At 64.1% G+C, this 15,322-nt stretch carries 13 protein-coding genes, 1 tRNA gene and 3 pseudogenes; 9 read left to right on the forward strand and 8 right to left on the reverse strand.

What is annotated here, in order from left to right; genetic code table 11:
- Nucleotides 1-50: 50 nt before the first annotated feature.
- Nucleotides 51-176: pseudogene (locus FNJ47_RS55515) on the forward strand (hypothetical protein); the annotation flags it as partial.
- A gap of 38 nt (nt 177-214) precedes the next feature.
- Here the strand turns inward: FNJ47_RS55515 and carB are convergent.
- The 3 genes and pseudogenes from carB to FNJ47_RS11375 form a co-directional block, all read right to left on the reverse strand.
- A pseudogene (carB, locus tag FNJ47_RS11365) lies at nt 215-1,571 on the reverse strand (carbamoyl-phosphate synthase large subunit); the annotation flags it as partial.
- A gap of 304 nt (nt 1,572-1,875) precedes the next feature.
- A tRNA-OTHER gene (locus FNJ47_RS11370) sits at nt 1,876-1,951 on the reverse strand.
- A gap of 77 nt (nt 1,952-2,028) precedes the next feature.
- Nucleotides 2,029-2,718, reverse strand: a complete 690-nt coding sequence (locus FNJ47_RS11375) for a class I SAM-dependent methyltransferase (RefSeq protein ID WP_163153166.1) — start codon at nt 2,716-2,718, stop codon at nt 2,029-2,031.
- Nucleotides 2,719-2,842: 124 nt separating this feature from the next.
- Here FNJ47_RS11375 and FNJ47_RS11380 point away from each other — a divergent pair, with 124 nt between their 5' ends.
- Nucleotides 2,843-3,382 (forward strand): ferritin-like domain-containing protein, encoded by a 540-nt coding sequence (locus FNJ47_RS11380; protein ID WP_163153167.1) that lies wholly within the window; start codon nt 2,843-2,845, stop codon nt 3,380-3,382.
- 167 nt (nt 3,383-3,549) lie between these two features.
- On the opposite strand, the gene FNJ47_RS11385 is transcribed toward FNJ47_RS11380, so the two are convergent.
- The 3 genes from FNJ47_RS11385 to carA all read right to left on the reverse strand — a co-directional run bounded on the left by FNJ47_RS11385 (nt 3,550) and on the right by carA (nt 5,997).
- Nucleotides 3,550-4,071 carry a cupin domain-containing protein gene (locus tag FNJ47_RS11385; protein WP_163153168.1) on the reverse strand — a complete coding sequence of 174 codons (522 nt, stop codon included), beginning with the start codon at nt 4,069-4,071 and terminating at the stop codon, nt 3,550-3,552.
- Between the two features lie 101 nt (nt 4,072-4,172).
- Nucleotides 4,173-4,670 (reverse strand): PaaI family thioesterase, encoded by a 498-nt coding sequence (locus FNJ47_RS11390; protein ID WP_163153169.1) that lies wholly within the window; start codon nt 4,668-4,670, stop codon nt 4,173-4,175.
- 133 nt (nt 4,671-4,803) lie between these two features.
- Nucleotides 4,804-5,997, reverse strand: a complete 1,194-nt coding sequence (gene carA / locus FNJ47_RS11395; protein ID WP_163153170.1) for a glutamine-hydrolyzing carbamoyl-phosphate synthase small subunit — start codon at nt 5,995-5,997, stop codon at nt 4,804-4,806.
- 161 nt (nt 5,998-6,158) lie between these two features.
- Between carA and FNJ47_RS11400 the strand changes: the two genes are divergently transcribed.
- Nucleotides 6,159-6,860: an alpha/beta fold hydrolase gene (locus tag FNJ47_RS11400; RefSeq protein ID WP_163153171.1), complete on the forward strand. Its 702-nt coding sequence runs from the start codon at nt 6,159-6,161 to the stop codon at nt 6,858-6,860.
- A 44-nt stretch (nt 6,861-6,904) separates the two neighbouring features.
- On the opposite strand, the gene FNJ47_RS11405 is transcribed toward FNJ47_RS11400, so the two are convergent.
- Entirely contained in the window at nt 6,905-7,864 is a 960-nt protein-coding gene (locus FNJ47_RS11405; RefSeq protein ID WP_163153172.1) for a LysR substrate-binding domain-containing protein, read from the reverse strand.
- Between the two features lie 89 nt (nt 7,865-7,953).
- On the opposite strand from FNJ47_RS11405, the gene FNJ47_RS11410 reads away from it, so the two are divergent.
- From FNJ47_RS11410 to FNJ47_RS11435, 6 genes and pseudogenes are all read left to right on the forward strand, one after another.
- Nucleotides 7,954-9,270 (forward strand): serine hydrolase domain-containing protein, encoded by a 1,317-nt coding sequence (locus FNJ47_RS11410; RefSeq protein WP_163153173.1) that lies wholly within the window; start codon nt 7,954-7,956, stop codon nt 9,268-9,270.
- Between the two features lie 156 nt (nt 9,271-9,426).
- Nucleotides 9,427-9,882: a GatB/YqeY domain-containing protein gene (locus FNJ47_RS11415; RefSeq protein ID WP_163153174.1), complete on the forward strand. Its 456-nt coding sequence runs from the start codon at nt 9,427-9,429 to the stop codon at nt 9,880-9,882.
- Between the two features lie 14 nt (nt 9,883-9,896).
- The gene (locus tag FNJ47_RS11420) at nt 9,897-10,364 is read left to right on the forward strand and encodes a hypothetical protein (RefSeq protein ID WP_163153175.1); all 468 of its coding nucleotides are present in this window, start codon (nt 9,897-9,899) and stop codon (nt 10,362-10,364) included.
- 93 nt (nt 10,365-10,457) lie between these two features.
- Nucleotides 10,458-11,978: an FAD-dependent oxidoreductase gene (locus tag FNJ47_RS11425; RefSeq protein ID WP_163153176.1), complete on the forward strand. Its 1,521-nt coding sequence runs from the start codon at nt 10,458-10,460 to the stop codon at nt 11,976-11,978.
- 155 nt (nt 11,979-12,133) lie between these two features.
- Complete coding sequence (locus FNJ47_RS11430; protein WP_163153177.1) at nt 12,134-13,744, forward strand: acyl-CoA synthetase; 1,611 nt, start codon at nt 12,134-12,136, stop codon at nt 13,742-13,744.
- Between the two features lie 341 nt (nt 13,745-14,085).
- Nucleotides 14,086-14,720, forward strand: a pseudogene (locus FNJ47_RS11435) (IS5 family transposase).
- A gap of 59 nt (nt 14,721-14,779) precedes the next feature.
- Here FNJ47_RS11435 and FNJ47_RS11440 read toward each other — a convergent pair.
- The gene (locus FNJ47_RS11440; protein ID WP_163153178.1) at nt 14,780-15,295 is read right to left on the reverse strand and encodes an SRPBCC family protein; all 516 of its coding nucleotides are present in this window, start codon (nt 15,293-15,295) and stop codon (nt 14,780-14,782) included.
- Nucleotides 15,296-15,322: the final 27 nt, after the last annotated feature.

Below are 15,322 nucleotides of genomic sequence, written 5' to 3' on the forward strand. Positions count from 1 at the left end.
CCGGCGCCTCCTCCACGCTGACGACCTCGATGAAGTCGGTCGGCGAAGTGATGGCGATCGGCCGCACCTTCCAGGAAAGCCTGCAGAAGGCCCTGCGCGGACTCGAGACCGGGCTGACCGGCCTCGACGAAATCGAGATCGAGGGGCTCGGCCGCGGCGACGACAAGAACGCGATCCGCGCCGCGCTCGGCACGCCGACGCCGAACCGCATCCTGCAGGTCGCGCAGGGCCTTCTGCAGGCTTTCCTGGAAGGTGCGGCCGATCGCCATCACTTCGCCGACCGACTTCATCGAGGTCGTCAGCGTGGAGGAGGCGCCGGGGAATTTCTCGAACGCAAAGCGCGGAATCTTGGTGACGACGTAATCGATGGTCGGCTCGAACGAGGCGGGGGTCGCGCCGCCGGTGATGTCGTTGGCGATTTCGTCGAGCGTGTAGCCGACCGCGAGCTTGGCCGCGACCTTTGCGATCGGGAAGCCGGTGGCCTTCGACGCCAGTGCCGACGAACGCGACACGCGCGGATTCATCTCGATCACGACCATGCGGCCGTCGACCGGGTTGATGCCGAACTGGACGTTGGAGCCGCCGGTCTCGACCCCGATCTCGCGCAGCACCGCCAGCGAGGCGTCGCGCATGACCTGGTATTCCTTGTCGGTCAAGGTCAGCGCCGGCGCGATGGTGATGGAATCGCCGGTGTGCACGCCCATCGGGTCGAGGTTCTCGATCGAGCAGATGATGATGCAATTGTCCTTCTTATCGCGCACCACCTCCATCTCGTACTCTTTCCAGCCGAGCACGCTTTCCTCGATCAGCACCTCGTTGGTCGGAGAGGCGTCGAGCCCGCGCTCGATGATGTCGAGGAATTCTTCCTTGTTGTAGGCAATGCCGCCGCCGGTGCCGCCCATGGTGAAGGAGGGACGGATGATCGCGGGCAGGCCGATCTCGGACAGCGCCATCAGCGCCTCGCCGAAAGCGTGCTCCTGATAGCGTTTGCGGCGGTCGTTCTCGCCGAGCGTCCACTGCCGCTCGAGTTCCTCCAGCGCCGCGCCGGACAGTTTCTCGCGTTCAGCGAGGTATTTGTCGCGGTAGGTTTTCTTCAGCGCCGAGGCGTTGGCTAGCCGCGATTTCGGCGTCTCGAGTCCGATCTTGGTCATGGCCTCGCGGAACAGCTGGCGGTCCTCGGCCTTGTCGATGGCGTCAGCGGTTGCGCCGATCATCTCGACGTCGAACTTGTCGAGCGTGCCCTGACGGCGCAACGACAGCGCGCAGTTCAGCGCGGTCTGGCCCCCCATGGTTGGCAACAGCGCAAAGCCGCCCGGTATGACGTTGCGCTCCTTCTCGATGATCTTGCCGACGATTTCGGGTGTGATCGGTTCGATATAGGTCGCGTCCGCCAGTTCCGGATCGGTCATGATGGTGGCCGGATTGGAATTGACGAGGACGACGCGGTAACCCTCCTCCTTCAGAGCCTTCACCGCCTGCGTGCCGGAATAGTCGAATTCGCAGGCTTGGCCGATCACGATGGGACCGGCGCCGATGATCAGGATGGTGGAGATGTCGGTTCTTTTGGGCATCAGCTCTCGCGGACTGGAATTTGGGCACAAAAAAAGGGCGCGCTGGTCGCGCGTCCCTCGGGCCTAGGAGCGCGATCCCTCGCGCGCGGGTGGTCTTTAGACCAGTTTCCGCACCCGCGAAACCCCCAAAAGCGCTCAATCAACCCCGATTCTGGGGGAAAATCCGCATTCGGCGTATGCTTGGTTGGGTGTGCTCAGGGCGGGGAGTGCTCGGTCGAGGCCCGGCTTCGCCCTGCGGGCTACGCCGCGGCAGCCTTCGCCACGAGACGGCTTGCCGAGCCGAAGCTGCGTGAGCAGCGAAGGCTGGAGGCCCGGCCTGGATTTGAACCAGGATAAACAGTGTTGCACCACTGCCGCGTCGACGCTTCCGCCACCGGGCCGAGTGGATCATTGCTGATTATTTCAGCGTCCGCCACGTTTACTTTTGGTTAACCCTAATATCTTGTACAACCCCTGATCAATGGTGCGCCACGAATGTCATCCGCCACGGATTGTGCCCGATGTTGCGCGGCGCGCGCGTGGCGCTGAAGCCGGCGGCGCCGAGCTTTTTGATCATCTCGTCCTCGCGGTAGCGCTGTAATCCGATCTTGGTGCGCAGCTGCCGGTAATCGGACAATGCCGTCGAGGCGAGCCCGACCAGCGCATCGCGCAGGAAGCCGTGGGCCGCCGCAAACCGCAGCAGTGCGATGACGTCCCTGATCATGCCGACTTCGGGCCGCAGGATATCGCCGAGCACGAAACGGCCCGAGGGTTTCAGCAGGCGATGGATCACGTCGAATGCGTTGTCGAGCTCCTGCGGCGTCATGTATTGCGCCACCGAATTCATCACCACGAGGTCGATCGAGTCGGCGTCCATGTGCTTCAGATCATCGAGCGAGCGGACCCGGATCCTGGTGTCGGGTGCAAAGCGCGCGACCAGGCGGCCACGTACGCCGGGCGCGGGCTCCGCCAGATAGAGCTGGGTGCAGGCATTGGCGACCTTCGCCGCCGACAGCGCCTCGCCGCACGCATAGTCGAGCACCACGGCGTCAGGCGAGGTGATGTAGCCGATGATGTCGTTTGCGATGACCTGGAAATGCAGGTCGCGGTGCAGTCGGCTCGCATAAATCGTATGTGTGGAATCGTAATAATCGATCCATTCATCCATCGCGTTTGGTATCCGGCAGAACGTGTTCCTGGCCTCAGGAACGGGTGGGCTGATGATGCGTTAGCGGTCCGGCGGCCAATGTTCAATGCGCCGAAATACGGGGTTCCTAACAGGAAGGTTTACCGTGAGCAAAGCCAAGAGTGACACCAGGACTGACAAGATCTCGCCCGATCTCGACACGCCGAGCGATCTGCCGCAGGCTGCGGTGGAGACGATCTCGGCCTCGCTCAACACGCTTCTGGCCGATGCCTTTGCGCTTTATTTGAAGACCAAGAATTTTCATTGGCATGTCAGCGGCCGGCATTTCCATGATTACCATTTGTTGCTGGACGAACAGTCGGACGCGATCTTCGCGACCACCGACCAGATCGCCGAACGGGTGCGCAAGCTCGGCGGCGCGACGCTGAGGTCGATCGGCGACATCGCCAAGCGTCAGACCATCAAGGACAATGACGAGGACTATGTCCCGCCGCGCGAAATGCTGCGCGAGTTGATGGAAGACAACAAGCACATCGCGGCTGCGATGCGCAAGGCGCACAAGCTCGCCGACGACCATGAGGATTCAGGCACCGCCGGCCTGCTCGAAACCTTCATCGATGAAACCGAGCGCCGCACCTGGTTCCTGTTCGAGGCCAGCCGCCGGGAAGGCAGCAACGCGGCCTGAGTCTCACTCTTCCCTTGTGGGAGAGGGTGGCTTCGATGCGGCGAGCATCGAAGCCGGGTGAGGGGTCTCTCTCCGCGGATGCAGACCCCTCATCCGGCTCGCATCTGTCGATGCGAGCCACCTTCTCCCACAAGGGGAGAAGGGAAAGAGGCAGCCCGCCATCCGCGTCAGCGCGTCCACAGCCGCACCAGCGGGCCATCCTTCCCCATCACCGGATCGGTCGCGGGGATCGCGACCAGCGGGATCGTCTTTAGCGCTTTCGCATGGCTCTCCGGCGTCGGCCGTTGCAGGTCCATCGACGGTCCCGGCGGATAGGCGCCGACCACGGAAAAATCGTCGCTCGCCGACAGGCATTGATGCCCGGTACCGGCTGGCAGGATCGCGACGTCGCCGGCTGCGATCTCGAGTGCTCGCCCGTGCTCGCCGCCGAACTGCACGCGCGCGCGGCCGCGGGCGACGCCCAGCACCTCATGCACGGTGGCATGGTAATGCGGGAAGTCGTAGACGCCGTTGCGCCACATCGCGCCCCAGCCATTCTTGCCGAACAACTGCTCGATCGTGGCCTCGGGATTTTTGCCGACATCGACCGTGCCCTTGTAAACCAGGAACGGCATCGGATTGTTCGGCACCAGCCCGTCGTCCTCGAAGACGATGGCAAGCGGCTCGGCCCCGGCTTTGACTGCGGACATCGTGACCCTCCGGCGCGTGTGAACGAAAGATTATCCGTGCAACAACCCGTTGTCAGCGTGCCGCGTTCCTCCTGAAACGGTCGAGCTGCAGCTCGTCCTCGTCAGGTTCCCTTGGGCAGCTCGAACACCAGGCAGGTAGTGGTCGCATGCGCGAGCAGCTTGCCCTTGTCGTCGGTGATGCGTGCTTCGGCGGTTGCAACACGGCGGCCGGCGTTGAGGACGTGGCCTTCGGTGCGGATCGTGCCGGTTTCCTGGCTCATGCCGCGGACGAAGGAGATCTTGAACTCCAGCGTGGTGTAGCCGAAACCCTTCGGCAGCGTGGTCTGCACCGCGAGCCCCATCGCGGAATCCAGCAGGATCGCGGCATAGCCGCCATGCACGGAGCCGATCGGGTTGTAGTGGCGCAGGCCGGGGATGCTGTGGATCACCACATGGCCGGTCTCGGCTGAGCAGTCGAACGGTTCGACCGTCTCCATGATCGGCGGCTCCGGCAGGGTGCGGGCGAAGATGCCGCGCACGAAGTCCAGCCCCGGCATCGACGCCATCACCGCCAGCGAGGAGACGCCGTAGATGGGTTTCGGGGCGGCGCTGTCGGTCATTGGGAAAATCTCCGTCATTGCGAGCGGAGCGAAGCAATCCATCGCTCCATGCGGGGATAGATGGATTGCTTCGTCGCTTCAGTGCAAAATTGCTTCTGCAATTTTGTCACGAGCTCCTCGCAATGACGGAGTGTTAAGCCGCGCTCTTCTTCTGCCGCATCAGATCGGCGAAGCGCTGGAACAGATAGTGCGAGTCGCGTGGGCCGGGTGAGGCCTCGGGGTGATACTGCACCGAGAACACCGGCTTGCCCTCGAGCGCGATGCCGCAATTGGAGCCGTCGAACAGCGAGATATGGGTCTGGGTCGCGCCGGCGGGCAGCGTCGCCTGGTCCACCGCAAAGCCGTGGTTCATCGAGGTGATCTCGACCTTGCCGGTGGTCTCGTCCTTGACCGGATGATTGGCGCCGTGATGGCCCTGATGCATCTTCATGGTCTTGGCGCCGACGGCGAGGCCCAGCATCTGGTGGCCGAGGCAGATGCCGAAGGTCGGCGTCCCCGAAGCGATCACCTTCTGGATGACGGGCACGGCATATTTGCCGGTGGCGGCGGGATCGCCGGGACCGTTCGACAGGAACACGCCGTCCGGCTTCATCGCCAGGATGTCCTCGGCCGCGGTCGTCGCCGGCACCACGGTCACCTTGGCGCCGACGCCGGCGAGCAGGCGCAGGATGTTGCGCTTGATGCCGTAGTCGATCGCGACCACGTTGAATTCCGGCGCGGTCTGCCGGCCAAAGCCCGTGCCCCACGCCCAGGGCGTCTCATCCCAGGTGAAACGCTGACCGGAGGTGACCATCGGCACCAGGTCCATGCCTTCGAGGCCGGGCCATTCGCGGGCCTCTTCCTTCAGGCCGTGCAGGTCGAACTCACCGCTTTTCGCGTGCGCGATCACCGCATTGGGCATGCCCTTGGAACGGATCAGCGCGGTCAGCGCGCGGGTGTCGATCCCGGAAAGGCCGATGATGCCGCGCGCCCTCAACGATTGGTCGAGGTGGCGGGTGGCGCGGTAGTTCGAGGGATCCGTGATCGCCGAGCGCAGGATCACGCCGCGCGCGCCGGGTGTCGCGGCCATGTTCACCGTCTCGATGTCTTCCTCGTTGGTACCGACATTGCCGATATGCGGGAAGGTGAAGGTGATGATCTGGCCGGCATAGGACGGATCGGTGAGGATCTCCTCATAGCCGGTCATCGCGGTGTTGAAGCAGACCTCGCCGACGGCGTGGCCTTCCGCGCCGAGACCGAAGCCTTCCAGCACGGTACCATCGGCGAGCACAAGGAGCGCGGTCGGTTTGTGGTCCGGCCAGGCGGGAGCGTTTTCGGGGGCTGTCATGAGCCCTTTAAATAGTCGCCGCACCCTGCGGCGTCAAAGCGAAAGGGCACCGATTCACACGGCAATCCCGGTCGATTTGACAGGCCGGAACGGCCTTTTAATCTAAAGTTCCTTGAAGCGGCTGTTTGCTTGCCGAAAATGACCCGGTCCGGAGCTCCCGCATGGATAACTCGATGCCGATCCTGCTCGTCCCGGGCGTCATCTGCTCGCCGCGGATTTTCGCCCCGGTCATCCCGGCGCTGTGGCGATGCGGGCCGGTCACGGTCGCCAACCATGTCAGGGACGACAATATGGGGGCGATCGCCCGCCGGATCCTGGCCGAGGCGCCGCCGCGTTTTGCGCTCGCCGGGCATTCGATGGGCGGTTACATCGCCTTCGAGATCATGCGGCAGGCGCCCGAGCGGGTCGCGAAACTGGCGCTGATGAGCACCCAGGCGCGGGCCGACACGCCGGAGGCAACCGTACGCCGCCGCAGCATGATCGAGCGCGCCAAGAGCGGTCAATATCGCAGCGTGGTCGACGAGCTGTTTCCGGGCTTCGTGCATCCGTCGCGACAGGGCGATGCAGGCCTGCGCCAGGTTGTTTATGATATGAGCGAGGACGTCGGCGCCGAGGCCTTCATCCGCCAGCAAAACGCGGTGCTCAGCCGTCCGGATTCGCGGCCGAGCATGGCCTGGATCAAGTGCCCGACGCTGGTGTTGACGTCGGATACCGACAACACCGTTCCGAATTCATTGTCCGACGAGATGGCCAACGGCATTCCCGGGGCCAAGCTCGTGGTGCTCGCCAATTGCGGTCACCTGCCGCAGCTGGAGCAGCCCGTGGCCTGCGCCGACGCGCTGGTTGCGTGGCTGCGGAACTAAGGAGCCGGACACTAAGTGGATATCGCGGGCGCATGCCGGCCGCGTCACGGTATCAGCCGAGAGGTTGTCGGCGCCGCCGCTGATGGCTGCATGGCCCGCACGAGCTTGATGAATTCGACCGTCGCGGGCGACAGCGTGCGATGGCGCCGCGCATACAATGCGAAGGTCGCGCTGATGGCCAGGTCCCGGATCCTGAGCACCGTGAAGCCACTGTCCTTGGTATGGCGAGCGAGCAGCGCGTCGGGCGCCCAGCCGACCGCATCGCTGTGAAGCACCGCCTGCACCATTGCCGAGAAGCTTCCGACCGAAACGCGCGGCATGAGCTCTTGGTCCGGCGAGACGCTTAACGCGATCTTGCCGAACTTTCCGAGATTGCGGCGGGCAAGCGCTCTGGAGAGCGGCGGGCCGGCGAATGGGTAACCGATGAAGTCTTCCGGTTTGACGCCGCGACGCCGCGCCAGCGGATGCGTGCTCCGGCAGAACAGGGACATCGGTGTCGTGGCCAGAATCTCGCTGTCCAGATTGTCTCGTCCCTCGGCCTCGGCAGCGTCGGCAATGGCGATGTCGGATATTCCCTCCGATACATCGTCGACCGCCCGCTTGCCGTCGAGTGTGCGCAGCACGCATTTGAGCTTGGGGTGCGCTCCCGCCAGCCGCCCCAGCGCCTGCGGCGCCCACAACTCCGCCGGAAACACGCTTGCGCTGACCGTGATCCCGCCGGTTTCGAGGCCCCGCGCGAGATCGATCTCCCTCACCAACTCGGACATCCCCTGAACGACTGTCCGGCCCTGTGCCAGCACGATCGCGCCGAACATGGTCGGCTCCAACGTGCCGGCGCCGCGATCGAATAGGCGTACCCCGAGTTCGTCCTCCAGCGCCTGCACACTCTTGGTGAGGGCGGATTGCGTCACGCCGAGGACGTTCGCCGCGCGCGTGAAATGACGGTGCTCGGCCAGGGCGCGAACCATCTGAATCTGTCGGAGCGTCGGCATGATGAAATACACTCATATGATGAGTCATATTATGAATTTGACATATATCGACCCCGAGCGCTACCGCGGGCGAAACCAACTCATCCAGGGAGGGAGTTTCGATGACCGGACGTTCAACGATGGTCGGTATTGTGATGGCCGCGACGATGGGGCTCGGCACCGACGCCGCGCTGGCGCAACAGCAGCCGCCGCTGAGTGCCGCAGATTCCGATCCCGTGAAGATGGGATGGATGATCGGCTCGCCGCCGCCCGCAGACAAGCTCATCCAGTTTTCCAACGGCTCGCACTTCAGCTTTCCGCAGACGCGCTGGTCGTTCGCGAATTTCCGCCGTTTTTTGCCGACGAGCAACGTCTGGCGCGGCGACGGTGCCGCATCGCCGCTGCCGCGCGCCGAACGGTCCGACATCGACGCCGTGACCTTTCAGCCGCTCGGCCAATCCGGGACCATGACGTGGGCGGAATCGCTCGCGGCCAACTACACCGACGCGATCGTCGTGTTCCACAGGGGCAAGATCGTCTACGAGCGCTATTTCGGCGTGATGAGCCCGCATGCCACGCACATCGCGATGTCGGTGACCAAGTCCTTCTTCGGCACGCTCGGCGCCACCTTGGTTGCCGAGGGCAAGCTCGACGAAAAGGCGCTGGTTTCGCAATATATTCCGGAGCTCAAGGACACCGCTTACGGCGATGCGACCGTGCGGCAGGTCCTGGATATGACTGTCGGCGTCAAATATTCCGAGAACTACGCCGATCCCAAGGCCGAGATATTCGACCATGTGCGAGCCGGCGGTCTCGTGCCGCGGCCGCCCGGCTATAGCGGGCCGACCAGCTTCTACGGCTTCCTCAAGACGTTGAAGAAGGAAGGTCAGCACGGCGAGGCATTCGCCTACAAGACCGTCAACAGCGACGTGCTCGGCTGGCTGATCCGTCGGGGGTCCGGCAAGACCGTCGGCGAACTGCTTTCCGAGCGCATCTGGCAGAAACTCGGCATGGAGCAGGATGCCTACATGCTGATCGACAGCGAGGGAACGGAATTCGCCGGCGGAGGGCTGAATGCGACCGTCCGGGATCTGGCACGTTTTGGCGAAATGATGCGGCTTGACGGCGCCTACAACGGCCAACAGATCGTGCCGAAGGCCGTCGTCGACGATATCCGCAATGGCGGCAGGAAATCCGATTTCGAGAAGGCCGGCTACAAGACGCTTCCGGGCTGGAGCTACCGCGACATGTGGTGGGTCAGCCACAATGAGCACGGCGCCTTCATGGCGCGTGGCGTCAACGGCCAGGCGATTTACGTCGATTCCAAGGCCGAGATGGTGATTGCGCGCTTCGGCTCGCACCCGCTCGCGGCCAACGCGTACAACGATCCGACGACGCTGCCGGCATTCGATGCGCTGGCCAGGCATCTGATGCAGTGACGTTGCCCGGTTCGCCGGCGGACCGCCCGCCGGCGCAATGCCGGCCCGAGGCCGGCCCGGGCCCCGGTTCTAGGGAGGCCAGAACCGGGGCTTAGCTGTTGTTCTGGCCGGGCGAAGGGCTTAGATCAGCATCCTGTGAGACGAGAGGATATCAGGATGCTGCGCGACGACATCAACACTGCGGTCAAGGAAGCGATGAAGGCGAAGGATGAGCGCAAGCTCTCCACGCTGCGCATGGTCAATTCGACCATCAAGAACGCCGACATCGACGCGCGCGGGCAGGGCAAGCCGCCACTCTCGGATGCCGATCTGCTCGGCCTCTTGCAGAAGATGATCAAGCAGCGCCAGGAATCGGTCGAGCTCTACGACAAGGGCGGCCGCGCCGAGCTGGCCGACCAGGAGCGCGCGGAGATCGCCGTGATCACCGCCTACCTGCCGAAGCAGATGTCGGATGACGACGTGAAGGCCGCGATCGCGGCCATCATCGCCGAGACCAATGCGGCCGGGATCAAGGACATGGGCAAGGTGATCGGCGCCCTGAAGGCGAAATATGCCGGTCAGATGGATTTCGGCAAGGCCAGCGGCCTGGTGAAGGCGGCGCTGGCGGGATAGCAGCGGAGGCTTCCATGTTTCGTGTCGCCGCGGACAGTCTGGAAGCTTACCTCGCCTTTGATCCGGCCCGCACCGCGGATCTCGAACAAGTGCATGCGGTGATGCGGAAGACGGCACCGTCGCTCAAGCGCCACTTCTATGCGGGCTCGCCGGCCGGTGAGGCCGGCATGCGCATGAACATGATCGGCTACGGCCAGTTTCGCTACGCCATCAAGTCCGGCAAGACGGCGGTCTGGCCCGTGATCGGGCTGGCGCTGCAGAAGAACTACATCAGCGTCTATGTCGCGGTGACCCGCGGCGGCAAGCCGCTGGTGTCCTGCTACGCCGGCACGCTCGGCGAATTGCGGGCGGGCGGCAACAATTTCAGCTTCGAGACGTTTGTTGATCTGAAGGCGTCTGCGGTGGCGGCGCTGTTCGCCGAGGCCGCCGATATCTTCAAGGCGGATCAGGAGAACCCGGTCCGCTATATGCAGGGCAGCTGAGATCAGTCTGCCTAGGAGGCGCCGAGGACCCGTGCAAGGCTCCGCGCAGGCGGCGCTCTCGGGATGAGGTTCTGGATAAACTGGAGACAGGCCATGGCCGATCAACAAGCTCCTTCCGGTCCGGATCTGACACAAGGTGTCGCACTCGCCGAATTCCCGGGCACGATGTTGCTCGGCCATGTCGGTGACGAGGACGTGCTGCTGGTGCGCTCGGGGGCGGATATCTTCGCGATCGACGCACATTGCAGCCACTACCACGGCCCGCTTGCCGACGGCCTGGTCGTGGGCGAGACGGTCCATTGCCCGTGGCATCACGCCTGCTTCGACATTCGCACCGGCGAAGCGGTCGCCGCGCCCGCCTTCAATCCGCTCTCGGTCTGGAAGGTCGAGCGCGAGGGCGATCGCATCATCGTGCGTGAGAAGCGCGAGCAGCCGAAACCCCGCGTCAAGGGCTCGGTCGATGCGCCCGGCAGGATCGTGATTGTCGGCGGCGGCGCGGCGGGCTTTGCCGCCGCCGAGATGCTGCGACGGCAGGACTATCGCGGCAGCATCGTCATGCTGAGCGGCGAGGACGCGCCGCCGGTGGATCGGCCGAACCTGTCAAAGGACTTCCTCGCCGGCAGCGCGCCGGAAGACTGGCTGCCGCTGAAGCCGGATAATTTCTACACGGACGCGGCGATCGATCTGAGACTCAAGACCGAGGTCAAGTCGATCGACACCCGCCGGCGCAATGTCGTGCTCGCCGGCGGCGAAGCGCTCAGCTATGACCGGCTGCTGCTGGCGACCGGCGCGGAGCCGGTGCGGCTGCCGATCCCGGGTGCGGACCAGCCCCACGTTCATGTGTTGCGCACCCTCGACGATTGCCGGGCGATCATCGCCTCGGCCGACGGCGCGCGCCGCGCGGTTGTGATCGGTGCAAGCTTCATCGGGCTCGAGGTTGCGGCCTCGTTGCGCGCCCGGGAGATCGAGGTTCACGTGGTCGGGCTGGAGCAGCGGCCGCTGGAGCGCGTGCTTGGGCCTGAGATGGGCGATTTCGTTCGTGCGCTGCACGAAGAGCATGGCGTGGTCTTCCATCTCGGTGACACCGTAACCGCGATCGAAGGCAAGCGCGCGCACCTGAAGAGCGGGCCCGTGCTCGATGCCGATTTCGTCGTGCTCGGTGTCGGCGTGAAGCCGCGGCTGGCGCTGGCGGAAGGGGCCGGGCTCGCGATCGATCGCGGGGTGAAGGTGGACGCCTATCTCGAGACCAGCGGGCCCGGCATCTACGCAGCCGGCGACATTGCGCGCTGGCCCGATCCGCACAGCGGCGAGAACATCCGGGTCGAGCATTGGGTGGTGGCCGAGCGCCAGGGCCAGACCGTCGCGCGGAATATGCTTGGGCATCGCGAGGTGTTCGATGCGGTGCCGTTCTTCTGGAGCCAGCATTACGACGTGCCGATCAACTATGTCGGTCACGCCGAGCAGTGGGACGAGATCGCGGTGGATGGCAGCATTGCCGGCAAGGATTGCATGCTCCGCTACAAGCGCGGCCGGCGCGTGCTCGCAGCTGCGTCGATCTATCGCGACCTCGAAAGCCTCAAGGTCGAGGTCGCCATGCAGCATGCGGCCGCCTGACCGCTTTCCCCTCAAGGAGGGGTTTGTGGTCTGACGGCATAGCAGTGCGTTTTCAAGCGAAGTGGATACCGGTTCGCGTGAAGAAAACGCGTCAAACAAGAACCGAGAGCCCCGTTTCGATTTGATCGGAACGGAAAAGGCTCTACTCTGCCGCCATGCTTCAGGATGCCAAGACTTACGACGAGCTCTATCGCAACTTCCGCTGGGACGTGCCCGCGCGCTTCAACATGGCGACCGCCTGCTGCGATCGTTATGCCGACGGCACCGGCCGGCTTGCGCTGCTCTATGTCGACGAGGAGGGCGGCACCACGCGTACCTCGTTCGACGCGGTCGCAGATGCGTCGCGCCGTTTCGCCAACGTGCTGACCGCGGACGGCCTGGTGCGCGATGACCGCGTCGCGGTGTTCCTGTCGCAGTCGCTCGAACTGCCGGTCGCGCATCTCGCGGCGTTCCGTGCGGGCCTGATCTCGATCCCGCTGTTCGCGCTGTTCGGCGAGGACGCGCTCGAATTCCGCCTGTCGAACTCGGCGGCGAAGGCCGTCATCACCGATGAGGCCGGCTGGGAGAAGATCGCAAAGATCCGCGATCGTCTGTCCGACTTGAAGAACGTCTATATCGTCGGCGAGAAGACGCCGGCCGGCACCAAGCCGTTCTGGGGCGCGATCGAATCGGCGTCTCCGGAATTTACGACCGTCGACACCTCGGCCGACGATCCGGCGCTGATCATCTACACCTCCGGCACTACCGGTAATCCGAAGGGCGCGCTGCATGGGCATCGCGTCGTGCTCGGCCACCTGCCCAATGTCGAGATGTGCCACAACTTCCTTCCCAGGCCGGGCGACCTGATGTGGACGCCGGCCGACTGGGCCTGGATCGGCGGCCTGATCAACGGCCTGTTCGCGTTCTGGTACCACGGCATTCCGATGGTCGGTCACCGCGCCCGCAAGTTCGAGCCGCAGGCGGCGATGCAGATGATGGCTGAACTCGGCATCCGCAACGTGTTCCTGCCGCCGACCGCGCTGAAGCTGATGCGGCAGGCCAATGTGAAGAATTCAGGCGTCAAGCTGCGCAGCATCTTCACCGGCGGCGAGTCGCTCGGCGGCGAATTGCTGGGCTGGGTGCGCGAGACCTTCGGCATCGATGCCCACGAGGTGTTCGGGCAGACCGAATGCAATCTCGTGATCGGCAGCAACTCCAACCTGTTTCCGATCCGGCCGGGCTCGATGGGCCGTGCGACGCCGGGCTTCGACGTCCGCATCGTCAACGACAAGGGCGAGGAGCTGCCGCGCGGACAGCGCGGCATCATCGGCGTGCGGCAGCCGTGCCCGTGCACGATGATCGAGTACTGGCGCAATCCCGAGGCCACCGCGAAGAAGTATGCCGGCGAATTCCTTTTGACCGGCGATCTCGGCGTGCAGGATGAGGACGGCTATTTCTGGTACGTCAGCCGCGAGGACGATGTCATCACCACCGCGGGTTATCGCGTCGGGCCGTCCGAGATCGAGCACACGCTGATGAAGCATCCGGCGGTCGCGATGTCGGCTGTGGTCGGCATTCCCGATCCGATCCGCACCGAATCGATCAAGGCCTGGATCGTGCTGCGGCCGGGCCATGCGCCGAGCGATGCACTGGCGCGCGAGATACAGGAGTTCGTCAAGGTCCAACTCGCCGCTCACGAATATCCGCGCTTCGTGCAGTTCGCCGACAGCCTGCCGATGACGGCGACGGGCAAGGTGCTGCGGCGCGAGCTGCGCGCGCTGGGCTAGATTCTTTCGACTGTCGTCCCGGACAAGCGAGCGCGATCCGGGACAGCTGTTTATTGTTCCGCGACGCTGTGGCTCCAGCGTGCTCCGCCACGATGAGCGGTGGCTATGGGTCGCTGCTCCCGTGCGCAATTGCGCACTAGGGCCGATCGACATTCAGAATTCCCAATTGGTTTGATCGCTGATTCACAGAGTTCCGTGATTCGACACGGAGCAGATGATGGTGGCGAAGCGATATGAGCTGACCGAGGCGCAATGGGTGAGGATATCGCCATTGTTGCCGGGGGAAAGCTGGCGACCCGGGACGTAGGGCTGCGGATAATCGTCTGTTCGTCAACGGATGTTTGTGGGTTTTGCGGTCGGGCGCACACTGGTGCGACCTGCCGGAGCGGTACGGCAAGTGGAAAACGGTGCATCAGCGCTTCAGTCGCTGGTGCCATGCTGGCGTTTGGGAGCGCGTGTTCGCTACTCTGACCGCCGATCGCGACAACCAGTATCTGATGATCGACAGCACCATCGTTCGCGCCCACCAGCAGGCGACGAGCGGAAAAGGGGGGCCAAAGATCAGGCGCTGGGGCGTTCCCGAGGCGGACTGACCACCAAGATCCACATGCTGGCCGATGCGCTCGGCCGTCCGCTCCGCTTCATCGTCACGGCTGGGCAGGTTAATGATATCACCCAGGCGCCCGCGCTGCTCGATGGCCAGAGCGGCGATGCCGTGCTCGCCGACAAAGCCTATGACAGTAACGCCCTGCGTGGGATCATCGCGGAAATCGGCGCAACGGCGGTGATCCCGTCAAACCGCACCCGCAGGATCATCATTCCGCACGACGCCAACGTCTACAAACAGCGAAACCGCATCGAGCGCTGCTTCTGCCAGCTCAAACACTTCCGACGCCTGGCAACCCGTTATGACAGGCGAACCGTTAACTTTACCGGCTTCATCCATCTCGCAGCCGCAATGATCTGGATGCAATGAATGTCGATCGGTCCTAGGCAGGGACGACAGCGGAGTACGGGACGGCCGCGTCGCTCACCTCACCCCGGCATCGGAATTCCCAATTCCCTCAGCGCGGCCAGCATGCGCAGCGGCGGTTCCATCGGGATCACCATGGCTTTGCCGGTCTCCAGCAGGCTCTTCAGGCTGGAGAGGATCGCCGGCCAGCCGGTCCTGCCGCCGGACAGGATGTCGTCGCTGATCGGGCGGTCATGCGACTGCAACATCGTCAGCTTCACGCCGTCGCCGGCTGGCTCGATCTCGTAAGTGACGAGCGTCGGTCCGAGCTTTTCGACGAGCTGCGGCCAGTTGACGTTGAAGGTGACGGTCAGCCGCTTCTGGGGATCGCACTCGATCACCTCGCCGGAGATGTGCAGCGCGCCGTCGGGCGTGCGTACGATGTAGGCGCCGCCGACCCGGAGATCGACCTCGACCGCGTTGCCGGAAAAATACTTCCGGCTGAGTTCGGCGTTCGTCAGTGCTTGCCATACCTTCTCGGGCGGCGAGGCGATGCAGATCGCGTAGACGATCGCCGGTTTGAATTTCTCGATGTTCATGTCCGCGCGTGTCCTTCGGTAGATCTT

It is taken from the genome of Bradyrhizobium uaiense (assembly GCF_010811875.1).
Classification (GTDB): Bacteria; Pseudomonadota; Alphaproteobacteria; order Rhizobiales; family Xanthobacteraceae; genus Bradyrhizobium; species Bradyrhizobium uaiense.